Below are 22,496 nucleotides of genomic sequence, written 5' to 3'. Positions count from 1 at the left end.
TTATCATGAAAAACACAATGAAACAGTACGTCGATTATATTGTTAACGGTGGCAAGTCTACGATGCTGGGAATTGGCCCCATGTCTCCGGCGTTAATTCAGGCCTGCTTTGAACTGGGTAAAGAAAAAGATCTGCCGTTGATGTTTATTGCCAGCCGCAACCAGGTTGATGCCGATGAGTTTGGCGCGGGTTACGTTAATAACTGGGATCAGTTCCGCTTTGCTGCCGACCTGAAAGCCATGGCGGAAAAAGTCGGCTTCGACGGCGATTACTTCCTCTGCCGCGACCACGGCGGCCCATGGCAGCGTGATAAAGAGCGTAAAGATCATATTCCGGAAGCCGAAGCGATGAAGCTGGCCCGCCGCTCTTATCAGATTGATATGGATGCCGGTTTCGACCTGTTGCATATTGACCCGACGAAAGACCCGTACGTTGTTGGTAAAGTCATTGATATTGAACTGGTTCTAAGCCGCACCGTTGAGCTGATTCACTTCTGCGAAGAGTACCGTAAGGCCAATAACCTGAAGGAATTCTTCTATGAAGTCGGTACCGAAGAGACCAACGGCGGCCTGACCGACGTCAGCGCCTATGAAGGGTTTATTATCGAGCTGAATAAGCGTCTGGCCGCTGAATCGCTGCCGCAGCCGCTGTTTATCGTCGGTCAAACCGGCACTCTGACCCGCCTGACCAAGAACGTTGGCCACTTTAATGATAAGCAGTCCGCAGAGCTTTCGGCTATCAGCACCCGCCATGGCGTGGGCCTGAAAGAGCATAACGGCGACTACCTGCCGGATGAAATTCTACTGAAGCATCCAGGTCTGGGCATCACCGCGATGAACGTCGCCCCGGCCTACGGCACCATTGAAACCCGCGCTTATCTGAAGCTGGCGGAAGTCGAGAAAGATCTGGCAGCGAAAGGCTTTATCAAGTCAGCGTCTGATTTAAAAACCGTCCTGACCCGCGAGTGCGTGCTGAGCCACAAATGGGAAAAATGGATGACCGATGAGCACAAAAACAAGTCCGAAGAGCAAATCTTTAACGAGCCAGAATTGTTGAAAGAGATTCTTGAACTCAGCGGCCACTACAACTACGAAAAACCGGACGTTGTCAAAGAGATGCAAACCATGTTTGCCAATCTGAAGTCGTTTGGCGTCGAGCCTGAGCGTTACGTGGTCAATAAAATTAAAGATATGATCCAGAACGAAGCCGAATGCTTCAATATGCCAGGCCTCACCTCCCGCGTCGCGCAGGCAAAATAATCACCCATCCAGCCAACAACAAGGAGCGGGCCCTGCCCCTCCTTGTTGTTTCCAGCCCTATTATTGAAAAACAGGTCATAGCGATGAATCAGCTTGAACAACTAAAGCAGCGGACAACCATTGTTGCCGACAGCGGGGACATTGACAGCATTATGGCTTATCAGCCTGAAGATGCGACCACCAACCCTTCGCTTATCTACAAGGCAGCGCAGCTTCCGCAGTATCAGAAACTGGTGAAGGATGCCGTCGCGGCAGTGAAGTCCCGCCAGAGTGGAAAAGCAGTACTGCCTGCGGATATTGCCGATTATCTGGCGGTAAGTATCGGAGCGCTGATCCTGAAAAGCGTTCCTGGGCGTATTTCAACCGAAGTGGATGCTCGCCTCTCGTTTGATACTCAGGCCAGCATAGCTAAAGCGCGGGAAATCATTGCGCTGTATGAAGATAAAGGGATCGGTAAAGATCGGGTTTTAATTAAGCTCGCCGCCACCTGGCAAGGGATCCGCGCGGCAGAAATCCTGGAAAAAGAGGGTATCCAGTGCAACCTGACGCTACTGTTCTCCTTTGCCCAGGCCAGGGCCTGCGCCGATGCCGGGGTTTTCCTGATTTCCCCATTTGTCGGTCGCATCTACGACTGGTACAAGAAAAACAACCCTGATACCACCTTCACCGTCGAGAACGATCCGGGCGTCGAATCGGTACAGAAGGTCTATCGCTTTTATAAAATGCACGGTTACCGGACGGTGGTGATGGGGGCCAGCTTCCGCACGCCGGAACAGGTGCTGGCGCTTAACGGCTGCGACCGTCTGACCGTTTCCCCGGCACTGCTGGCGCAATTGCAGCAAACTCAGGGGCCGGTACCCGCACCGTTGACGTATGAAGGTGAGGTTCAGGCGAAGCCCGCCGCAATGAGTGAAGCGGAGTTTTATTGGGCGCATCATCAGGATGCGATGGCGGTGGAGAAGCTCGCCGAAGGTATTCGCCTGTTTGCCGTGGACCAGAACAGCCTTGAGGCGCTGCTGAGCCAGTATCTGTAAGTGAAACATCCCGGGTGGCAGACGATGACGAACCTGTAGCCCGGGAAGCAACTACGCCACCGGGAAATCAACGAAAGCCCACTGAAAGCTATTTTCCCGGAGGCGGCGCTAAAGCGCCTGTCCGTATATGGACACCTCCCGTGATGCAAGCTATTTTTTGTGTGAGTCACCAGGGTAAGTTGCGTTCGTATATCCGGCCTCTCTTTCGGTACCGTCGTACCCGGGCCATGATGTGTTCTGCGCACCTGCTTCCTTTCGGGCTATCGGCTTTGCTTCGCAGGGAGCCTTCGGACAGGCCGGATTTCTCAGGTGCTGGTCTTACCGGTTACTCATCACGCTAAATCGCTTCGCAATCTCACGACAGGGTTACTGCTCTTTTTACTGCATGGCTCACGGGGCGTCGGTTAACCGGCGACCCGTGAACCATGGTAATCTTCTCCGCGACTCATCACCGCCCACGCTATCCGCACATTCTTGTTCGCCAGCGCCACCGTCGCGATATTCCGGTTCCGTCTTTCCGCCACCGACTGCAGCCACTGGCTCCGCCGGTCTTCTTTGCCTGCACATGTCTTCAGAACTGACCGTGCCCCGTGGATGACCAGCGTACGCAGGTAGCTGTCACCCCGCTTGCTGATATGCCCCAGCTGCTGCTTACCGCCGCTTGAGTGCTGCCGGGGAACCAGCCCCACATAAGCCGCCATCTCCCGACCGTTCTTAAACTGCGTCGCGTCACCCAACAACGCCACCATCGCGCTGGCGGTTATCACGCCGATACCTTCTATTTTCATCAGCCGCTGGATGCAGATATCTTCCCGCGCCGCCTCTGCGAGCCGCCGGTCATGCCCCGCCACCCGGTCATCCAGCATCCGCAGCTCTTCGGCCAGCTCGCACAGCAGGCGCATAAACCGGTCATCCCACTGCTCCTGCTGTGACAGTATCTCCGGCAGCGCCTTACGCAACTGGCTGATGCCGACCGGCAGCACCACGCCGAATTCGCCCAGAAAGCCCCGTATCTCGTTGCACAGCGCCGTGCGGCTTTTTATCACTCTGGCCCGCACGCGATGCTCAGCCTGAAGAGTCTGCTGGCGCTCTGTCTTAACCGCGACGAAGCGCATGGCGGGGCGGCTGATGGCTTCACAGATGGCTTCGGCATCGTTGGCATCATTCTTGTTGCCCCTGAGGTAGGGCTTAACAAACTTCGGGGGAATAATGTGCACGGTATGTCCCATGCGGGTGAGTTCGCGGGCCCAGTAGTGGGATGACGCGCAGGCTTCAATCCCGACGGTGCAGGGAGCCAGCTGAGAGAAATAAGCGTGCATGTGGGCGCGGCGGAGAGATTTCCGCACGACGACATGTTCATGGTGATCCACAGCATGGATCTGAAAGACATTTTTTGCCAGGTCAAGACCGATACGTTTAATATTCATGGTGGACACCTCCTCCTGTGGACTGCAGGTAACACTTCCAGTCTGGCACGTTCTGATGCCGTAAGGTGGGAGGTGTCCATCACATCGGGCTACAAAACCATCAGACTGCTCGCGCGTGGGGAAACTATTTCTGCGCCAGCTGGCCAAACACCGTCTGTAGCTCCTCGGACTTGCGCAGGCCCTGATGCAAATCCAGCACCGTGCCATGGCTATCAATCAATACCGACGTTGGGGTGCCGATAACCTGATAGCGCTCCTGGGTCATTTTGAGCTGATCGCGCAGCACCGGATAGCTGATGCCATGCTTAGCTAACAGCGGCGCGATATCGACTGATTCCGGGTCGGTATTAACGCCCACCACCACCAGCTTATCCGGCCAGCGCTGGCTGAGCGCTTGTAAGGTATCCATCTCCGCCAGGCAGCCGCCGCAGCTTGATGACCAGAAATTAAGATACACCGCCTTGCCCTGCCAGCGCTCAAGGCTGGCCGACTCCCCCTGCAAATCAAACGCCGCCAGCGCGGGTGCCGCCTCGCCGCGCGCCAGCTTTTCCTCTTTGCAGCCACCGAGCAGCACCAGCAGCAGGACAAGCATCACTTTAGGCATGCGCATGATGATTTACCTCTTCTCCCAGATACTTTCCGTGCTGCAAACGCACGATGCGATCGGCGAACTGCCCCAGCGCCGGATTGTGGGTCACCATCACAATGGTGCGCCCCTGGCGATGCAAATCGGTCAGCAGATCCAGCACCCGCTGTTCGTTCTCTTCATCGAGGTTACCGGTTGGCTCATCGGCAAAAATAACCGGTGGCTCGTTAACCAGCGCCCGGGCAATGCAGACGCGCTGCTGCTCACCACCGGAAAGCTGGCTCGGTAGATGGGTCACGCGATGCTCAAGGCCGACCTGAGCCAGCACCGCTCTGGCGGCAGCTTCATCCACCACACTGTGGTAATGCTGCGCCAGCATGATATTTTCCAGCGCCGTCAGAAACGGGATCAGGTGGAACTGCTGGAACACAAGGCCAATTTTCTGCGCGCGAAAGCGCCTGCGCCCCTCTTCGTCCAGCGCCGCCGCGTCGGTTCCGTCGAGGATCACCTGCCCTTCGCTGGCGGTATCCAGACAGGTGAGAATATTCATCAGCGTCGTTTTACCGGAACCGGACGCCCCCATAATGGCGACAAACTCGCCGCGGGCGATGCGCAGGTTGATATCTTCCAGCGCGGTGACTTCCCCGAACCGCTTATATAAATGACGCGTTTCAATCGCCATCTGACGCAAAGACGTGACGGTCATGGCGTTACTCTCCTTTCAGCACTTTCGCAGGTTCGACGCTCACCGCGCGCCGCACCGGAACAATGGCCGCCAGCAGGGCGACCAGTAAAGACAGAATCAGGGTAATCGGCAGCACCGGCAGGCGCAGCGAGATACTGGCGTTAAACACCGTTAATCCCAGCAACTGCGCCAGCAGATAGCCCAGAACCCAACCGCAAACCACCGCCGCAAGAGTAATAATGCTGGTCTCCAGCAGCATCTGACGGATGATATCGCCGTTGCTGGCCCCCAGCGCTTTTTGCAGGGCAAACTCGCGGGCGCGTTCACCGACAATCGCCATCAGGGTGGTGTTCACGCACAGGGATGAGAGCGCGAGGATAACTATCGATACCAGTCCCATCAGCCCCTTAATTTTCTCGAGCACCTGCCCTTCAGATGCCGATACTTTACGCACCGGACGAATCTCAAGGTCAGGGTATTGCCGCTGTAACTGGCTGGCGTAGCTCTCCACCTGGCCAAGGTCATTGCTGACGCTAAGCAGCCCGTGGCTGATAACACCGGGCTTTTGCAGCCATGACTGCGCCACGTCGAGGCTGACGATCAGCATATTGTCGGTCGCGTCCCCGGCTTCAACGATGCCCTTAATCAGCAGTTTCTTGCGCCGACTATGGTCCACCAGCGTCACGCTATCGCCAATATTCAGCGCCAGACGCTGCGCCAGCTTCACGCCAATCATCGCGTTGCGATCGTCAAAGCTAACGCCGATCCAGCTACCGTTGACCTGCCAATAGGGCACAAGTTTTTGCAACGACTCAAACCACACTCCGACCATCACCACTTTTTCCAGCTCGGTGCGCGCGGTACCGTAGAGCCAAGGGCTGGCACCGTGGATAAGTCCCCCCGGTGCGCCATCAAGAATCGCCTGAAGCTCCGGCTGCGGCATGCTGGTGCCATGGCCCGGACCAATGTAGAAGTTCGCGCCAAAGGTGCGCAACTCCTCGCTCATTTTGCTATTAATGTCGAACCACACGGCGGAAAGCGCCGTGACGATGGTCGCGCCGACCGCCAGCGCGGCAAATACCACGCTGACCCGCTGCATACGCAGCCGCAGCGCCCGCCACACTAATAACCACAGCATGTCGCGCTTAGCGGCCATACAGCACCTCCACAGGATAAAGACGGGCAATACGCCGCGCCGGGAACCAGGTGCCGATTAACGCAATTAGCACCGCAATCACCAGCACGCAGGGCACCACCACCCAGGCAAAATTAAGCGGCGTATCAAACAGCATCAGGCCAATAGCCTTCGCCAGACCCCATCCGGCAATGCAGCCCAGGGCTCCTCCGGCCAGACCGCCCAGCGCCGCCTCAAGATAGAACAGCAGCAGAATTTGCCACTGCCGCGCGCCCAGCGCTTTCATCAGGCCAATCTCCTTGGCGCGTTCCATAATGGTGCTGGTCATCAATGAGGCGATGCCCATCGCGGCGGCGGCCAGCGCGGCTAAAGTTACCACGCCCATTAACAGCTGAATTTTATCGATAACCACGCCTTCCGAAGCGGCAACCTGCCAGACCGGACGCACTTCCGCCCCGGAAATCGCCTCCTCAAGCTGGTGGGCGATAGACGACACATAGGCGGTGCAGTACCACAGATCGTACTCTTCGGCATTCAGCGCTTCGAGATCCTCACGCGCCCGACGCGACAGTTCGTTTTCCGGCACCGTCAGCGCCGACACGCGGATCGCCTGCACTTTCCCCGGCAGATTCAGCAGTTGCTGCACCACGCTGAGCGGCATGACCAGCTGGTTATCTTCATCGCCGCCGCTGGATAAAATACCGCTCACCTGCACGTTTACCACGTTATCCGCAACCTTTAACGCCAGGCGATCGCCGGGCTTCCAGCCGTAGTTTCGCGCCAGCGCGTGGCCGACCAGGGTTTGCGGTGTCTCACCGGCCGGCTCCTGCGGCCATTCGCCGCTCACCTGCCAGAACGGGCTGACCGTCCGCTGCCCGGTTTCGTATCCCTCTTCATCCGGGATATCGACCGGCTGGCTGAAAAAGGTCCCCAGCACGCGGATATCATGGCCATCCACGCTCACTTCGCCGCCGAGCATCGGTGCGAAGCCAACAATGTTGTTGCGCCAGAAGATATCTTTGATATTCGGCAGCTCGGATTCATCCAGAAAATCGTCGCTAGCCAGCGGGTTGCTTTGCTCGCTAAACAGCGCGGGCAGCGCCGCCTGCCCTGCAGGCTCAATCAGAATATTGGCGCCGTAGGATTTAAGCTCGCGGGACATCTTGTCGCCGATGTCGATAGAGACTGCCAGCAGCGCCGAGATCAGGCTGGTCGCCAGAAACACGGTCAATACCGCCAGCGCTTTACGCCGCAGATTGCGCCCCCATGACTGGTAGATCATTCGCCACAGCATCGCTACTCCTCCTTCGCCGCGTCAGGAACAAACTGCTCTGGCGCATTGCGGAAACGGTCATAGTTCGCTTCTGATGAGAAGAACCAGGTTTTGCCGCCATAGCTGTATTTGAAGTCGGCGCTGGTGTTGGTCAGGCTCGAACCATCCACCGGGTCGGTCACTTTAATTGTCAGGACGGTAGAGAAATAGTTCCCTCCCACGGCCAGCGCCGCGCCGGGTATCGTCAGCTCTTTTTCATCGTTGCGCCAGTCGTCGATCGGCACCGGGTTGCATCCACCGGGTTTGCCAATGGAAGGAATAAAGATGTGCACGCCGCAGGCAACGCAAATCACCTGATTGCCTTCCATCACATACCCCTGATCGCCGCACAGCAGGCAGGCGTCGAACACCACGCCGAAACGCAGTTTGTCGGGATAGCGGTTAATGATAAAAAAGCGAATCGCTTTGCCGTCATCCGCCACCCAGACGAAGCGATGCAATTTGCCATCGCGCACCTGTTCGACCGGAATATGCACCTGACCGTCAGCGGCCAGCGTGACCGGCTGCGCCTCGGACAAGCGCGGCGGCTGCGAAGCCACCAGATCCCACCATAGCTGGCCGCCGATAATCGCCAGCGCGCAGCAAATAGTCGTGAGCCACAGTCGGGTCGCCCCACGGCGTTCGGCCAGCGCCAGACGGCGGGAGATCGGCTCGTCGGTGGCTTTTACCTTGCGGCAATAGCGGCGCAGCGCCGGGATCCAGAACAGGCACATTAACAGCAGTACCGCGGCGGCGGCCCAGTTGTACATCGCCGCATTATTGGTCACTTTGGCGACAAAGCTCAGCAGCGGCTTGAGCAGCGGCACCACCTGTAGCTTCATCAACAGCAGCAGCAAATTCCCGCTCAGCGGCAGCCACAACAGAACCATCAGCAGCAGGGTCAGCGGCCAGTAGAACCCGCGCATCCGGCGCAGCAGCATGGCGCAGAGCGCACACGCCAGGCACAAAAGCGCGAACGCCAGCACCAGCGCGGTCAGATTCAGCAGCAGATCGGTATTCAGCACGTGTGTGGAGGTCAGGCCGCCGAGGTTCGGGTCCAGCGCCCAGTGGCGGGCCGCGCCAAAGGTCAGGATCCATTGCCACAGATAGCGAACCCGCGGCGTTGACCACCAGAAGCTCAGCAAAAATAGCAGTGAAACGAGAATTTCAGCACCAACGAAAAGAAGCTCCAGCGACTGGCTCGGGCGAATAAACAGCCCGGCGATCAGTCCGCCAGCCAGCGCGGTGAGCAACGTCCAGACCAGCGGGCGCAGTGCAGGAGGGTTGCCGCGGCCCCAGAGTACGGCGGAGAGCAGCGTGATGCAGAAAAAGACCTGTAGCGTCGTGACGAAAAAATAGCTCATGACTTCAACTCAGTACGGCGGGTGAATAACACGCCGCAAGATGACCGCCCGGCCATCCTGCGTAATAGTACTCGCGTTTAATGACGCTTAGTTCAGGCCGACATACTTAAACTCATAGCTCACATCAAACGGCTTCCACCAGCGGCCAACGCCGGTTTCGCTATCGGTATGACGGTGCATCCCGGCTTTTGACGGCGGGTCAATGTGGTAGGTCACTTTGTAGTTACCGACGCCCATCATCTTGATATTCGCACCGTAGTGCGGGCCATCGCTCGCCACCATCGGCATAAAGGTGCCTTCTTGTTTTTCGCCGGTGTCGCTATTGACCAGGGTATAGGAGATGGTCAGATAAGGGATCCATTCACCTGCGCCAAAACCATTTTTACCGCCTTCAACAGCATGAATATCGGCTTCCAGATGGATATCCGATTTCGCTGCCGGCAAACCCATACCGCGCGGTTCCATATCGATCGGCTGCAGGTAAACCGCAGCGATCTCCATCTCATTCATGGTGACGGGTTCACCAGCCGGATACTCTTTAAAAGCCAGCGCCGCAGGTGCGGTGAAAATACTGGCTACGGTCGCGCTGATAATCAGGGTCTTCTTAATGGTCATCTGACTCATCCTCTCGTCTTAAAATAGTTAGAAACTTGTTTTAATGGTCTCATCGGGTGCCCGGCGGCGGCGCATGATCCATAGCGCCACCAGCGCCGCGAGCAGCAATACAATTTGTGGTAACAGCGTTTCCACGTAGGGGTAAATCCCCAGCCAGCTGATTTCGGGCATCCCGTTAATCAACGTTGGCTGGAATAGTTTGCCCTCCACCAGTTCCAGTACCCCTTTACCGGCGAATACAAACGCCATCAGGTACATAAAACCGCCGGTGAACATGAAGAAGGGTTTAAGCGGCAGTCGAACTACCGAGTAGCGCATGACGAGCCAGGCAATGAGCAACACCACGCAGCCGATAACAAACCCGGCACCGATGGCCAGATGACCCGGCAGCCCCTGAGCATCGCCAATCAGGGCGTAGTAGAACAGCACCGTTTCGGCACCCTCGCGATAGACCGCGAGAAAGCTGGTCAGCCACAGCCCTACCAGCGATCCGCGCGACAGCGAATGGGAGAGTTTGCCCTCAAGCCAGGCTTTCCAGTGGCGGGCTTCGACCTTCGACAGCAGCCAGTAGCTCATAAAGAACAGCATCACCACGGCAATCAGCATGGTGACCCCTTCCAGCAGCTCCCGGCTGGCGCCAGAGTTGGTAAACAGCAGTTGGAAGATAAACGCCGTCGCCACGCTGGCCACCAGCGCCACAATCACCGACTGACGAATCAGCGGCAGTTTATCGTGATGGTTGTTTTTAACCAGATAGGCCACGATAGCCGCCACAATCAACAGCGCTTCCAGCCCTTCGCGCACGATGATCATCAGGCTGTAGAGCAGCAGGCTCCATTGGGTCTCTTCGCCCTCGCCCAGCATAGCCACAGCTTTTTGCAGGTCCTGCTCCAGCGCAGCGGCTTCGGCAACCAGTTTTTCCGGCGGCTGGTTGGCCTTCATCAGGCTGACCATGCGCGTAAAGTGCGCCTCAAGAGAGGTTTTAAACGCCGAGTCGCGGGAGCCGATTTTGTTCTCCATTCCGGTGGCTTCGAAACGGTCAAAGTAGGTGTCCTGGACATCGAGAATCGCATCCTGCCCTTCCCCGTTCTGATAGCGCTCCAGAGCGGCATTGATGCTTTGGTTGATCCCGGCAGCGACGCTCGCCCAATCTGCCCGAGCCCCCGCATCCTCAATCGGTGCGGCGTTGTCGGCGCTAGCCGGAGCGCTTACCGGCTGATCGTCACGGGTGGTTGGCAGACCTGGCAGAATATCTTCCAGATCCTGCAATAACGTGGTGACCTGATAGGAAACATCGTTCAGGTGGTCCGGCTGGGAGGTCAGGGTAATCAGCGCGGTAAACTGCTGGTTGATAGCGGCGGCCTCTTTCGCCGAGCGATTCTGACGTACCGAGGTTTCCATTTCGGAGTTTTTGAAGCCTTGATAGTGCGCCTGCTGCACCTGCTGGCTGGCCTGCGCATAGTTACCGGCCTGATACTCCGTTACCGCCTGCGCCAGCATATCGTCAATGGTGCGAAAACTATCTTGCCAGTGCAGCGCAATGTCATCGCGCGACAGCGCGGTATGCTGCTCCTCCGCCACCAGTCGATGCCCGCCGTCCAGTATCGGCTCAACTTCGCGCAGCGCCTGCTTCAGCCCGTCGATCCGCGCCTGAACTTCGCTCTGCGGTTTGCCCTCGCCGATCATGCGCCGGATTTCACCGAAGGTGCTTTCCATCTCGTAGCTTTTCCGCGCCGAAATGTTAATGCGGATTGGTCCTTCGAGGTTTTCAAACACTTCAAAGTAGGCCATTTGCACCTCACGGCGCGCTTCGGTATTTTTTTGCTGCTGATAGAATTCGGCTGTCTTATCAAGACGTTGCTCGATATCCTCGATATACGGCGCATAGTGGGTCTGCGCCATCGCGCACGCGCTGCCGAACACGAGGCTAAACAACATCAGCAGCAAGAAAGAACGAGGAACAGCCATGACGCATCCCATTAGAGTTAATGATAATGATTATCGTTGTCATTTTTACTCGTAATGTACATGACCTGGATCATGAAAATGTCAAACTGTGACAATTTGTGTAAAATGTTGCAAAGAAATAAATATTTATAACGCTGGGTTATTAGGCGTGCGTTGAGGTTTTCCTGTTGTGGAATAACGGAATCAGATGCATAAAAAACCGGTGCTGTATTCACACCGGTTGTTTGAGGGATATTTTGCGGGATTTATTATTAACGATTTAATATTTCAGGGTTTTGCTGTAGCCGCTGAAGGAACTTACCGTACCCCTGCTCACCCACCCAGTAATTAATACTCTTCTCGACGCCAGTTGAAGTCAGGGTCGCGCCGCTGATTCCGTCCACCGTATAATCATTGTGCTGACCGGGATTATTCTGAATAACCTTTAGCGCTGGCTGGCCGTTATTATCGCGTATTTTTTTGCCTGGCCATTGGCTACGCCAGGCCGGGTCTTCGACTCTTGCCCCCAGCAGCGGTGTTTCATTCTGCTGGTAATACATCAGGTCTTTTACCGTGCGGCCATCGGTCTCAAGGGCGATTAACGCATACATCATCGACTTCGCGCCTTTGCCGTAAACCGGAAGTATAACCTGCTGAATTTCATTATTATTATCTCGAACAACGTAAACCTCACCCAGTGAACAGCGCTGGCGGATTTGCGCCGGATCACGTGACGCTGCCAGTTCGACACAGCGTTTTTTCACATTGCTCTCTGCTCCCATAGCCAACAACTGACCGTTATCAAGATTTACCTGACGCACCGCCACGCGTTGTTGATAGAGCGATTTCAGCGCCTGCGGATCGCGTTGCCCATTACGCGTTAAACCAGCAACCTGGAGAACCGCAGCTTCTGTTTCCGCGTTTTCGGGTACGGCAAAATTGTCTTTGGACAGCAAAAACCAGGCAGCAACAATTGCAAAAATAAGAACACAAAAAACCATCAAAACTAAAACAATAATTTTACCTTTACGCATGCGCTCATCTTTCCCATCAGTTGGCATCTGTAATATAGAGTGCAACCATTCCCATTCTTTTGTCTAGCCCTCCAGACAATACGCATTTACTTGCTTTGATATTTCGTGACAATCAAAATTAAGCTCAAAAATATTAACCCTATTTTTTACACATATAAAAATAATCTTTCTTGCAGGCAATTTATTAGAAAAACTAATAGTCATAAAACTCGTTGCATGCCGGGCACCTGAGAAATGTAAAAAAACGCCTGACCTCTGGTTTTCTTTAAGATTAATCTTATAATCGACAGGTAAAAACAACCCACCTGCAACCGTCACCTTGGGATAAGAGACAACCATGTCCAGACCTACGGCGCTGTACGTTCCACATGTTTTAAGCGCAGCGGATATCGCACCCGAAGAGCGCTATAAGAGATTGTCGCAGAACATTAACTGCTACGGTATTGAAGTGGTTAACAACCGGCGGCCGGACGAGATTATTGCCACTCATAAAACTATCTCCGGCGTTAACGGAGATTATTGTAGTGCGATGGGTTCAAAAAACGAAACGATATTCGACCCGCACCAGACAACGGAATCTTCGATTTATATTTCACTGATCGTTCAGGGCAACCAAATCATTCGCGGTCGTAAAGAGTCCGCCAACTCACAGGTGAATCAGGGAACGTTAATTGTTCACCAACGCAACGACTATTATCATTATCAATGTAATGATGTAAAACAGCTCTACGTTATTCCTCGCAGCGATAAAATAAACGAAGTATTCAGTGGGAAATTAAACAGCCCAATGGTCTCTTTAGAAAATCATCATCTGGCAGGATTTTTGAAATCACATATGCAGTTACTGGATGCGCAGTCTGCCATTCTGTCAACAAAAGAGACGGCGACCGTCGTTGATGGATTGCATAATATGGCTTTAATCATGCTTGCCGATGTCGCTAAAGAGAGAGGCTTATTTTCCCCAGGCAAGCTAAGCCATCTATTCAATGGCGCTAAGTCTTTCATTATGCAGAACTATCATCAACATAGCTTATCGCCAGATATGCTGACGCAAACGCTACGCTGCTCGCGCGCCAGTCTCGACAGAGCCTTTAATGAACAGAAAACATCGGTGATGGCATTAATAAGAGACATACGTTTAGAGGCTGCGAGAGAGATGCTGGAAAATAACCTGCAGCTTCGCATTGAGCAGATTTCCTGGGTTTGCGGTTTTGTCAGCCATCCATTATTTGGCAAGCAGTTTCGCGAAAAATATCACGTATCACCGAAAGTCTGGCGAGACAATTATAATAAGGCGAGTTAACTCGCCTCTCAATATCAAACTTATCGCTGGCGGAAAGGCCGAAAGCGTTTGGCCCGGCGTTCTTTAATATAGCTTAGCAAGCTATATACCGATATCCCCAGCAGTAAAATAGCGATGGTCATCAGAAAAATGGTACTGATATTCATTGTTGCGCTCTCTTATCCCCGTCATAATTCGAGCTGCATGTGTGTTGGCTTTCCTCGTTCACCCCAGTCACTTACTTCAGTAAGCTCCCGGGGATTCACTGCGTCGCCGCCTTCCTGCAACTCGAATTATTTAGGGGGTATATCCCCATCATGTTCGACAGGTAAGATTTATTATGAGATTTTTATAATAATGATTCTTAACAGCACAACCAGACTTCCGGGCCTCAACTCTGTTCTCTGCCCCTCAACACCTCTCTTTACGTACCCGGTTCAAACCTTGATCTTCTCCGACGTACAGAGCAGCATGGAAGCGCAAACATCATAAAACAACAATACCGCAACCCAAAAACAGGAGAAAATCAGTGCAGACAGGACATCGCTTCCAGGCTACGGACCTGCATCAATTTGTTAAAACGCTGTTCACTCATATGGGCAGTACTCCCACCGAAGCCTCCCTCGTTGCCGACCATCTGATTGCCGCTAACCTTGCCGGTCATGATTCCCACGGCGTGGGCATGATCCCGAGCTATGTACGTTCCCACGCGCTGGGTTGTCTTCAGCTCAACCGCCATGCCAGCGTGATGAAGGATGCAGGCGCGGTCGTCACCCTTGATGGTAACGGCGGGTTCGGTCAGGTAGTGGCTCACGAAGCCATGCAGATGGGCATCGAAAAAGCGAAACAGCACGGCATGGCCGCCGTCGCACTGCGTAACGCGCACCACATAGGCCGCATCGGCTACTGGGCAGAACAGTGCGCCGCCGCCGGGATGATCTCTATTCACTTCGTGAACGTTGTCGGCAACATTATGGTCGCGCCGTTTCGTGGCAAAGACAGCCGCTTCGGTACCAACCCGCTGTGCGTGGTTTTCCCGCGCGAAGGCCATCCCCCGCTGTTGCTGGATTACGCCACCAGCGCTATCGCTTTTGGTAAGACCCGCGTCGCTTGGCACAAAGGCGTTCCGGTACCGCCAGGTTCATTGATTGACGCTCAGGGCGTTCCCACCACCGACCCGGCGGTTATGCAGACCTCGCCGCTCGGCGCGCTGTTGACCTTTGCCGAGCATAAAGGCTACGCGCTGGCGACGTTGTGTGAAGTCATTGGCGGCGCGGTATCCGGTGGCAAAACCTCGCATAAGGAGAATCTACAAGCCAGCGTAGACGCTATTTTCAACTGTATGACCACCATCATACTCAGCCCGGAAGCATTCGACGCGCCAGATATGCAGCGTGAGACCGAGGCGTTTATCGACTGGTGCAAACAGTCACCGCATGATGAAAATACACCGATTCTGGCCCCGGGCGAGTGGGAAGAAGCCAACCGTCAGGAACGTCTGGCGCAGGGTATTCCACTGGATGCCGGGAGCTGGCAGGCGATTTGCGCCGCCGCCGAGGAAGTCGGATTACCCGCAGAGACTCTCGCGCAGCTACGGCTTAAGCTGGCCTGACCCATCCCTTCATGACGCCCAACCGGGCGTCATGTCATCGTCATTAGTGTCGACATCATGATCACCCTCGCCTGCCCAGCCCCCTATTCCCTATGAAATCATAACGTTAAATTTTGGCACAGCGTATGCATAACGCTCCCGTCCTCTGCCGATGCGCTGGCAGAGAACGCCCTGACAAAGGCGGGCCGGGCCCGGTCTGTCCGTTGTTGTTTATTCTCTGTTAACAGGTCTGTTACTGATGAAAAAAATCACGAGCGTTTGCCCTTACTGCGGGGCCGGTTGCAAACTTAAGCTGGTCGTCGATAACAATAAAATTATCCGCGCCGAAGCGGCCGATGGTGTGACTAACCAAAATCAGCTATGCCTCAAAGGCTACTACGGCTGGGATTTCCTCAACGATACGCAACTGCTGACGCCACGCCTGCAGCAACCGATGATTCGCTACCAGAAAGGCGGTAAATTCACTCCGGTCAGCTGGGATGAAGCTATCCGCTACACGGCGAAAAAACTGCGTGAAATAAAAGAAAAACATGGTCCGCGCGCCATTATGACCACCGGTTCATCCCGTGGTACCGGCAATGAAACCAACTATGTGATGCAAAAGTTCGCCCGCGGAGTGCTCAATACTAATAACGTCGACTGCTGCGCCCGCGTCTGCCACGGCCCGTCGGTAGCCGGTCTTCAGTTAGCGCTCGGCAACGGCGCGATGAGCAACTCAATTAGCGATATTGAAAACTCAAAATGCCTGCTGGTATTTGGCTATAACTGCGCCGATTCCCACCCTATCGTTGCCCGCCGGGTGATTAAAGCCCGCGAAAACGGCGCGAAAATCATCGTCTGCGACCCGCGTCGTATCGAAACCGCCCGCATCGCCGACCGCCACCTCCAGCTCAACAATGGCAGTAATATGGCGCTGGTTAACGCCTTCGCCCACGTGCTGTTGGAAGAGAATCTGTATAACCATGATTATGTCGAGCGTTATACCGAAGGGTTGGATACCTATCGTGAAATGGTCAAAGACTACTCTCCCGAGGCTGTCGAAGAGATAGTCGGCGTTTCGGCGCTTGAGATTCGTCAGGCAATGCGCATGTTTGCCGCCGCACCTTCTGCCACCATTATGTGGGGCATGGGCGTGACCCAGTTTGGTCAGGCGGTGGATGTGGTCAGAGGGCTGGCGAGCCTCGCACTGTTAACCGGCAACCTCGGACGCGCTAACGTCGGCGTGGGACCTGTGCGCGGGCAAAACAACGTCCAGGGCGCCTGTGATATGGGCGTGTTGCCAAATATGTTCCCTGGCTATCAGGATGTCACCGATGCTAACGCACGCGCTAAATTCGCCAAAGCCTGGGGTATTGATCCCGCGCTGATGGACGACAAAGTTGGGACCCGCATCACCGAGGTGCCGCATAAAGCGCTGACCGGCGAGATCAAAGCCTACTACATCATGGGCGAAGACCCGCTACAGACCGAGGCCGATCTGGGCCTGGTGCGCAAAGGTATCGAAGCGCTCGATTTTGTGGTGGTGCAGGATATCTTTATGACCAAAACCGCAGAAATCGCTGATGTGCTGCTGCCCGCCACCTCCTGGGGCGAACATGGCGGCGTCTTTACCTGCGCCGACCGCGGTTTTCAGCGCTTCGAACAGGCGATTATTGCCACCGGTAACGTTAAGCGCGACTGGGAAATCATCAGTCTGTTGGCCAGCGAAATGGGCTACCCGATGCATTACGATAACAACCAGCAGATCTGGGACGAAATGCGCGAGCTGTGCCCGCTATTCTATGGCGTCACTTATGAAAAAATGGGCGATATGAACCACGTGCAGTGGCCGTGCCCGACGCTGGATCACCCCGGCACGCCGTGGCTGTATAAGGACAATCAGTTCGATACGCCAACCGGAAAGGGTCAGCTGTTTGCCGCGCCGTGGCGAGCGCCCGCGGAGATACCGGATGCAGAGTATCCGCTGGTGCTGTGCACCGTACGCGAAGTCGGCCATTACTCCTGCCGTTCGATGACCGGTAACTGTGCGGCGTTGCAGTCGCTCGCCGATGAACCGGGCCGGGTGCAAATCAACCGCGCCGACGCGCAGCGTCTGGGGATTGCCGATCAACAGCTGGTGTGGGTCAGTTCCCGACGCGGCAAGGTAATTACCCGCGCCGACATCAGCGATCGCATTAATCTCGGGGCCGTGTATATGACCTATCAGTGGTGGGTGGGCGCCTGTAATGAATTAACTCAGGACAATCTCGACCCAATCTCGAAGACACCGGAAACCAAATATTGTGCGGTGAAGGTGGAAGCAATTGAGGATCAGCGCTGGGCCGAGCAGTACGCCTGGACAAGCTACAGCGAGATGAAAGCCCGCCTGAAAGCGGCGGTTAACGTGTAAAACGGTGCAGGGAGAAGGACTTTTCCTCCTGCATATTTAGCTTTTTTGCCGGGCGGCGGCTAACGCCTTGCCCGGCCTACAAAACAACAAACATCCCCGGCTCGCGCTGCGCTTAGCCGGGCTACATTATCCAGCCCGCACCGACCCGTAGCCCGATAAGGCGCATCGCGCCGCGATCCGGGAAATCCCCCGACCAGCAACAAAATCCCAGCCCGCACCGACCCGTAGCCCGATGTGATGGACACCTCCCACCTTACGGCATCATAACGTGCCAGACTGGAAGTGTTACCTGCAGTCCACAGGAGGAGGTGTCCACCATGAATATTAAACGTATCGGTCTTGACCTGGCAAAAAATGTCTTTCAGATCCATGCTGTGGATCACCATGAACATGTCGTCGTGCGGAAATCTCTCCGCCGCGCCCACATGCACGCTTATTTCTCTCAGCTGGCTCCCTGCACCATCGGGATTGAAGCCTGCGCATCATCCCACTACTGGTCCCGCGAACTCACCCGCATGGGGCATACCGTGCGCATTATTCCCCCGAAATTCGTCAAGCCTTACCTCAAAGGCAACAAGAATGATGCCAACGATGCCGAAGCCATCTGTGAAGCCATCAGCCGCCCCGCCATGCGCTTCGTCGCGGTTAAGACAGAGCGCCAGCAGACCCTTCAGGCGGAGCATCGCGTGCGGGCCAGAGTGATAAAAAGCCGCACGGCGCTGTGCAACGAGATACGGGGCTTTCTGGGCGAATTCGGCGTGGTGCTGCCGGTCGGCATCAGCCAGTTGCGTAAGGCGCTGCCGGAGATACTGTCACAGCAGGAGCAGTGGGATGACCGGTTTATGCGCCTGCTGTGCGAGCTGGCCGAAGAGCTGCGGATGCTGGATGACCGGGTGGCGGGGCATGACCGGCGGCTCGCAGAGGCGGCGCGGGAAGATATCTGCATCCAGCGGCTGATGAAAATAGAAGGTATCGGCGTGATAACCGCCAGCGCGATGGTGGCGTTGTTGGGTGACGCGACGCAGTTTAAGAACGGTCGGGAGATGGCGGCTTATGTGGGGCTGGTTCCCCGGCAGCACTCAAGCGGCGGTAAGCAGCAGCTGGGGCATATCAGCAAGCGGGGTGACAGCTACCTGCGTACGCTGGTCATCCACGGGGCACGGTCAGTTCTGAAGACATGTGCAGGCAAAGAAGACCGGCGGAGCCAGTGGCTGCAGTCGGTGGCGGAAAGACGGAACCGGAATATCGCGACGGTGGCGCTGGCGAACAAGAATGTGCGGATAGCGTGGGCGGTGATGAGTCGCGGAGAAGATTACCATGGTTCACGGGTCGCCGGTTAACCGACGCCCCGTGAGCCATGCAGTAAAAAGAGCAGTAACCCTGTCGTGAGATTGCGAAGCGATTTAGCGTGATGAGTAACCGGTAAGACCAGCACCTGAGAAATCCGGCCTGTCCGAAGGCTCCCTGCGAAGCAAAGCCGATAGCCCGAAAGGAAGCAGGTGCGCAGAACACATCATGGCCCGGGTACGACGGTACCGAAAGAGAGGCCGGATATACGAACGCAACTTACCCTGGTGACTCACACAAAAAATAGCTTGCATCACGGGAGGTGTCCATATACGGACAGGTGCGCAGCACCGCCTCCGGGATCGGCATCTTACGCCAGCAGCTTTTCCACCAGCGCCGTCCACAGCGCTACGCCGTGCGGAATCAGTTCATCATTAAAATCATACCCGGCATTGTGCAGCGGCTTCGAGGCCGTCTCACCGTCGGTCCCTATCCAAAAATAGGCTCCTGGACAGGCTTCCAGCATGCAGGCAAAATCCTCCGACGCCATGGATGGGTTTCCGTTCCAGCTCACCGCAGATTCCCCCAGCAGCGCGGTCGCCACATCGCGAACTTTTTGCGCTTCAGCAGGATCGTTAGTCGTCACCGGATAACCCGGATACCAGGAGATCTCCCCTTCGACGTCAGAGACCTGCGGCTGAGCGGCGACATAGCTCTCAATCAGCCCCCTCACCCGCTCGCGCACCTGGTTGTTCAGGCAGCGGAAGGTTCCGCGCAGCACTACTTTATCCGGCAGAACGTTAATCGCCTCACCGCCGGCAATCTGGGTGATGCTTACCACCGTAGATTCCTGCGGTGAAAGGCGGCGCGAAGGAATCGTTTGCAGCGCCATAATCAACTGCGCCGCGGCGACAATCGGGTCCGCCCCGCGTTCCGGCATCGCCGCATGACAGCTTTTACCCGTCAGGGTGATTTCAAACGCATCGAGCGAGGCCATCATCGCCCCGCTGTTAATCGCCACCTGACCCAACGCAATGCCCGGCCAGTTATGCAGCGCGTAGATGCCGTCCATTGGAAACAGGTCGAACAACCCTTCTTCCACCATTTTACGCGCGCCGCCCAGATTCTCCTCGGCGGGCTGAAACACAAAGTGGACGGTGCCGCGAAAGCGGCGGGTTTGCGCCAGATGCGCCGCTGCCGCCAGCAGCATCGCGCTATGTCCATCGTGCCCACAGGCGTGCATCACGCCCGGATTGCGCGATTTATAGCTAACGTCGCCCAGTTCGGTTATCGGCAGCGCGTCCATATCCGCCCGCAGTCCAATTACCGGACCAGGGCCATTCTCCAGCGTCGCCACCACGCCGGTACCCGCCAGCCCGGTATGGACCTGAAGTCCAAATGAAGTGAGTAATTCAGCAATACGCCGCGAGGTTTCCTGCTCCTGGTATCCCAGTTCAGGGCAAGCATGAAAATCACGTCGCCAGCGGATGGCCTCGGCGATCAGTGAAGGGGATACTGCCATGTCTTACTCCTTTCCTGCACAGCATCAGCGCTGAACCAGTGTTTTATTCAATAATTTGCGGTTATACGTTACCGACGATCCTATTGGTTATATCCTTTCGCCCGCGCGCTGACAACATTCAGCAAACCCTGAGCCCATGCGCATTAGCGAGGCGTCCCGCCAGAGACGCCTTTTTTGGCAGTCATATCAACGGTGACAGAAGGCGTGCGATTAATTATTATGCAGCTATACTGGCCTTTCGCCGAATAATTCACTCTTCAGACTTCCGTTATCGGGAATAAAATGTTCAACCCAGACCAGAGTCGCCTTGCCCCCACGCTGGCGATGATCATGGCCGCTTCATTAGTGGGATTTATCACCGGCTATACGGTGCCTTTAATCAGTCTTGAGCTGGCACAGCAGCAGATTGATACCGTCTACGTCGGCCTGCTGGCCGCGCTACCGCCAGCGGGGATGATGATCTCCTCCTTCCTCTCACCTGCGCTGTGCCGACGCTTTGAGATGGGGATGCTGCTGGCCGCCAGCCTGGTGGTGCTCGCAGTCTCCACGGTAGCCTCCTGCCTGAGCTTTGATATTGCACATCTTCTGCTGCCGCGACTGCTTACCGGCATGGCTTCTGGGGTGATTATCGTCCTCGGGGAGAGCTGGATAACCGGCGGCGCGGCGGGCAAAAATCGGGCGACCTTAACCGGGATTTACGCCTCTGCCTTCACCGGCTGTCAGTTGGCTGGACCATTATTGATTTCCGCCGGGCCAGACTATCAGCCGTGGGCGCTGTTGGTCATTGGCGGCATCACCGTGGCCTGCCTGCTGATGCTGCGTCACTTGCCAACAGGTAGCCGCGAACGACTCGCCGAACACGCCAGCTGGCGCAGCCTTGGCGCTTTTTTACCGGTACTGGCTTCCGGCGTGTTCTGCTTTGCGTTCTTTGATGCCAGCATTCTGGCGCTGCTGCCGCTGTACGGTATGGATAAAGGGCTAAATGAAGTGATGGCGGTGCTGCTGGTCACGGTAGTCCTGACCGGCGACGCCCTGTTCCAGGCACCATTAGGCTGGATTGCCGACCGCTTCGGCATCCGCCGCGTACATCTAACCTGCGCGGTCGTTTTCTGTCTCGCCCTGCTGGCCCTACCGTTCCTGCTGGCATCAAATATTCAGCTTATTGTTGGCTGTATGATTCTGGGAGCCGCGGCGGGCGCGCTCTATACGCTATCGCTGGTTCGCGCCGGGAAAACCTTCTCCGGGCAGAAGCTGATAATGATCAACGCCCTGCTGGGTTTTTTCTGGTCTGCTGGCAGCGTCGCGGGTCCGGTGGTCAGCAGCCTGCTGATTAGCGTCGCGGGCTATGATGGTCTGGTGATGACGCTATTTGCCAGCGGCGCGCTGTTCCTGCTGATTCAGTGCTTCGGCAAAAGCGAAAAAGCGCTGCTGGCGGATGCGCGTGAACGCGAAGAAGAGATGGATGATATTAGCGAAGTCGCACGGTAGTTTTTATCTCCGGGCTTCGAAAATCAGCGACTTTCGGAGCTGGTAATCCTACAACCAGCGCCGCACTTTACGCGCATATTCCGGCCACTGGCGAGGAAAGAGACGAGCCATTTCCGCTTCTTCCGGGCGGATATGCAGCACGGTCAGCAAATAGATCAACAACGGTAGCGTCAGCAGCAGTAGCGGTTTGCCGCTGAGAATAATCAGGGCCAGCTGTACGCCAGTCATCGCCAGATAGATTGGATTGCGCGAATAGCGAAACCAGCCGTCGGTCATCAGGGTCGTGGTCTCTTGCGCTCGAAGCGGATTCAGGGTGGTACGGTGAGTGCGAAACTGGCGCAGCGTCCCAAGGACGATAACCGCGCTAATGATAAGAGGGATCAGCGCAAGGCCGAAATAGAGTGGACGCCACGCCCAGAACTCGCGTCCGGCAATCAATAGATCGAAAAGCACAAACAGCAGCAGTAAAACCGGCGGGACGAACACCTTCCTTAACATCAGCGCACTCCATGGAATGA

19 protein-coding genes are annotated in these 22,496 nt (G+C 55.8%); 7 read left to right on the top strand and 12 right to left on the bottom strand.

The features are described from left to right. Positions 1-5: 5 nt before the first annotated feature. Positions 6-1,259: a class II D-tagatose-bisphosphate aldolase non-catalytic subunit gene (locus HV213_RS12850; protein WP_181485958.1), complete on the top strand. Its 1,254-nt coding sequence runs from the start codon at positions 6-8 to the stop codon at positions 1,257-1,259. 83 nt (positions 1,260-1,342) lie between these two features. Then, positions 1,343-2,293 carry a transaldolase gene (gene tal / locus HV213_RS12845; RefSeq protein WP_181485957.1) on the top strand — a complete coding sequence of 317 codons (951 nt, stop codon included), beginning with the start codon at positions 1,343-1,345 and terminating at the stop codon, positions 2,291-2,293. Positions 2,294-2,697: 404 nt separating this feature from the next. Here tal and HV213_RS12840 read toward each other — a convergent pair whose 3' ends face one another. The 9 genes from HV213_RS12840 to nqrC form a co-directional block, all read right to left on the bottom strand. Continuing rightward, on the bottom strand, positions 2,698-3,720 hold the full coding sequence (locus tag HV213_RS12840; RefSeq protein WP_181482372.1) for an IS110 family RNA-guided transposase: 1,023 nt from the start codon (positions 3,718-3,720) through the stop codon (positions 2,698-2,700). A gap of 124 nt (positions 3,721-3,844) precedes the next feature. After that, complete coding sequence (locus HV213_RS12835; RefSeq protein ID WP_181485956.1) at positions 3,845-4,330, bottom strand: TlpA family protein disulfide reductase; 486 nt, start codon at positions 4,328-4,330, stop codon at positions 3,845-3,847. Next, positions 4,317-5,012 (bottom strand): ABC transporter ATP-binding protein, encoded by a 696-nt coding sequence (locus HV213_RS12830; RefSeq protein ID WP_064176584.1) that lies wholly within the window; start codon positions 5,010-5,012, stop codon positions 4,317-4,319. The genes HV213_RS12835 and HV213_RS12830 overlap by 14 nt, the downstream gene beginning before the upstream one ends. Before the next feature lie 4 nt (positions 5,013-5,016). After that, complete coding sequence (locus tag HV213_RS12825; protein ID WP_181485955.1) at positions 5,017-6,147, bottom strand: ABC transporter permease; 1,131 nt, start codon at positions 6,145-6,147, stop codon at positions 5,017-5,019. Next, positions 6,137-7,420, bottom strand: coding sequence for an ABC transporter permease (locus tag HV213_RS12820; protein WP_181485954.1), 1,284 nt, complete (start codon positions 7,418-7,420; stop codon positions 6,137-6,139). The genes HV213_RS12825 and HV213_RS12820 overlap by 11 nt, the downstream gene beginning before the upstream one ends. A gap of 2 nt (positions 7,421-7,422) precedes the next feature. Next, positions 7,423-8,802, bottom strand: a complete 1,380-nt coding sequence (locus HV213_RS12815; protein WP_181485953.1) for a Fe-S-containing protein — start codon at positions 8,800-8,802, stop codon at positions 7,423-7,425. Positions 8,803-8,889: 87 nt separating this feature from the next. Continuing rightward, on the bottom strand, positions 8,890-9,417 hold the full coding sequence (locus HV213_RS12810; RefSeq protein WP_181485952.1) for an iron transporter: 528 nt from the start codon (positions 9,415-9,417) through the stop codon (positions 8,890-8,892). Between the two features lie 27 nt (positions 9,418-9,444). Further along, complete coding sequence (locus HV213_RS12805; protein WP_181485951.1) at positions 9,445-11,385, bottom strand: FTR1 family iron permease; 1,941 nt, start codon at positions 11,383-11,385, stop codon at positions 9,445-9,447. A gap of 251 nt (positions 11,386-11,636) precedes the next feature. Continuing rightward, a complete protein-coding gene (gene nqrC / locus HV213_RS12800; RefSeq protein ID WP_181485950.1) occupies positions 11,637-12,398 on the bottom strand; it encodes an NADH:ubiquinone reductase (Na(+)-transporting) subunit C in 762 nt (253 codons plus the stop codon). A gap of 415 nt (positions 12,399-12,813) precedes the next feature. On the opposite strand from nqrC, the gene HV213_RS12795 reads away from it, so the two are divergent. After that, on the top strand, positions 12,814-13,701 hold the full coding sequence (locus HV213_RS12795; RefSeq protein ID WP_228288609.1) for a helix-turn-helix domain-containing protein: 888 nt from the start codon (positions 12,814-12,816) through the stop codon (positions 13,699-13,701). Between the two features lie 20 nt (positions 13,702-13,721). On the opposite strand, the gene HV213_RS12790 is transcribed toward HV213_RS12795, so the two are convergent. Continuing rightward, the gene (locus HV213_RS12790) at positions 13,722-13,847 is read right to left on the bottom strand and encodes a small membrane protein (protein WP_181421912.1); all 126 of its coding nucleotides are present in this window, start codon (positions 13,845-13,847) and stop codon (positions 13,722-13,724) included. A gap of 362 nt (positions 13,848-14,209) precedes the next feature. On the opposite strand from HV213_RS12790, the gene HV213_RS12785 reads away from it, so the two are divergent. The 3 genes from HV213_RS12785 to HV213_RS12775 all read left to right on the top strand — a co-directional run bounded on the left by HV213_RS12785 (position 14,210) and on the right by HV213_RS12775 (position 19,021). Continuing rightward, positions 14,210-15,292: a malate/lactate/ureidoglycolate dehydrogenase gene (locus tag HV213_RS12785; protein WP_110277284.1), complete on the top strand. Its 1,083-nt coding sequence runs from the start codon at positions 14,210-14,212 to the stop codon at positions 15,290-15,292. A 238-nt stretch (positions 15,293-15,530) separates the two neighbouring features. Beyond that, positions 15,531-17,681, top strand: a complete 2,151-nt coding sequence (fdhF, locus tag HV213_RS12780) for a formate dehydrogenase subunit alpha (protein WP_181485948.1) — start codon at positions 15,531-15,533, stop codon at positions 17,679-17,681. 317 nt (positions 17,682-17,998) lie between these two features. After that, the gene (locus HV213_RS12775; protein ID WP_181482387.1) at positions 17,999-19,021 is read left to right on the top strand and encodes an IS110 family RNA-guided transposase; all 1,023 of its coding nucleotides are present in this window, start codon (positions 17,999-18,001) and stop codon (positions 19,019-19,021) included. Between the two features lie 317 nt (positions 19,022-19,338). On the opposite strand, the gene HV213_RS12765 is transcribed toward HV213_RS12775, so the two are convergent. Continuing rightward, positions 19,339-20,490, bottom strand: coding sequence for a M20 aminoacylase family protein (locus HV213_RS12765; RefSeq protein ID WP_228288608.1), 1,152 nt, complete (start codon positions 20,488-20,490; stop codon positions 19,339-19,341). Between the two features lie 282 nt (positions 20,491-20,772). On the opposite strand from HV213_RS12765, the gene HV213_RS12760 reads away from it, so the two are divergent. After that, positions 20,773-21,978 (top strand): MFS transporter, encoded by a 1,206-nt coding sequence (locus HV213_RS12760; RefSeq protein ID WP_181485946.1) that lies wholly within the window; start codon positions 20,773-20,775, stop codon positions 21,976-21,978. 48 nt (positions 21,979-22,026) lie between these two features. Here HV213_RS12760 and HV213_RS12755 read toward each other — a convergent pair whose 3' ends face one another. Continuing rightward, complete coding sequence (locus HV213_RS12755) at positions 22,027-22,476, bottom strand: methyltransferase family protein (protein WP_181485945.1); 450 nt, start codon at positions 22,474-22,476, stop codon at positions 22,027-22,029. Between the last annotated feature and the right edge of the window lie 20 nt (positions 22,477-22,496).

It is taken from the genome of Klebsiella sp. RHBSTW-00484 (assembly GCF_013705725.1).
Taxonomy (GTDB): Bacteria; Pseudomonadota; Gammaproteobacteria; order Enterobacterales; family Enterobacteriaceae; genus Klebsiella.
This window is presented reverse-complemented; position numbering and strand designations above follow the sequence as displayed.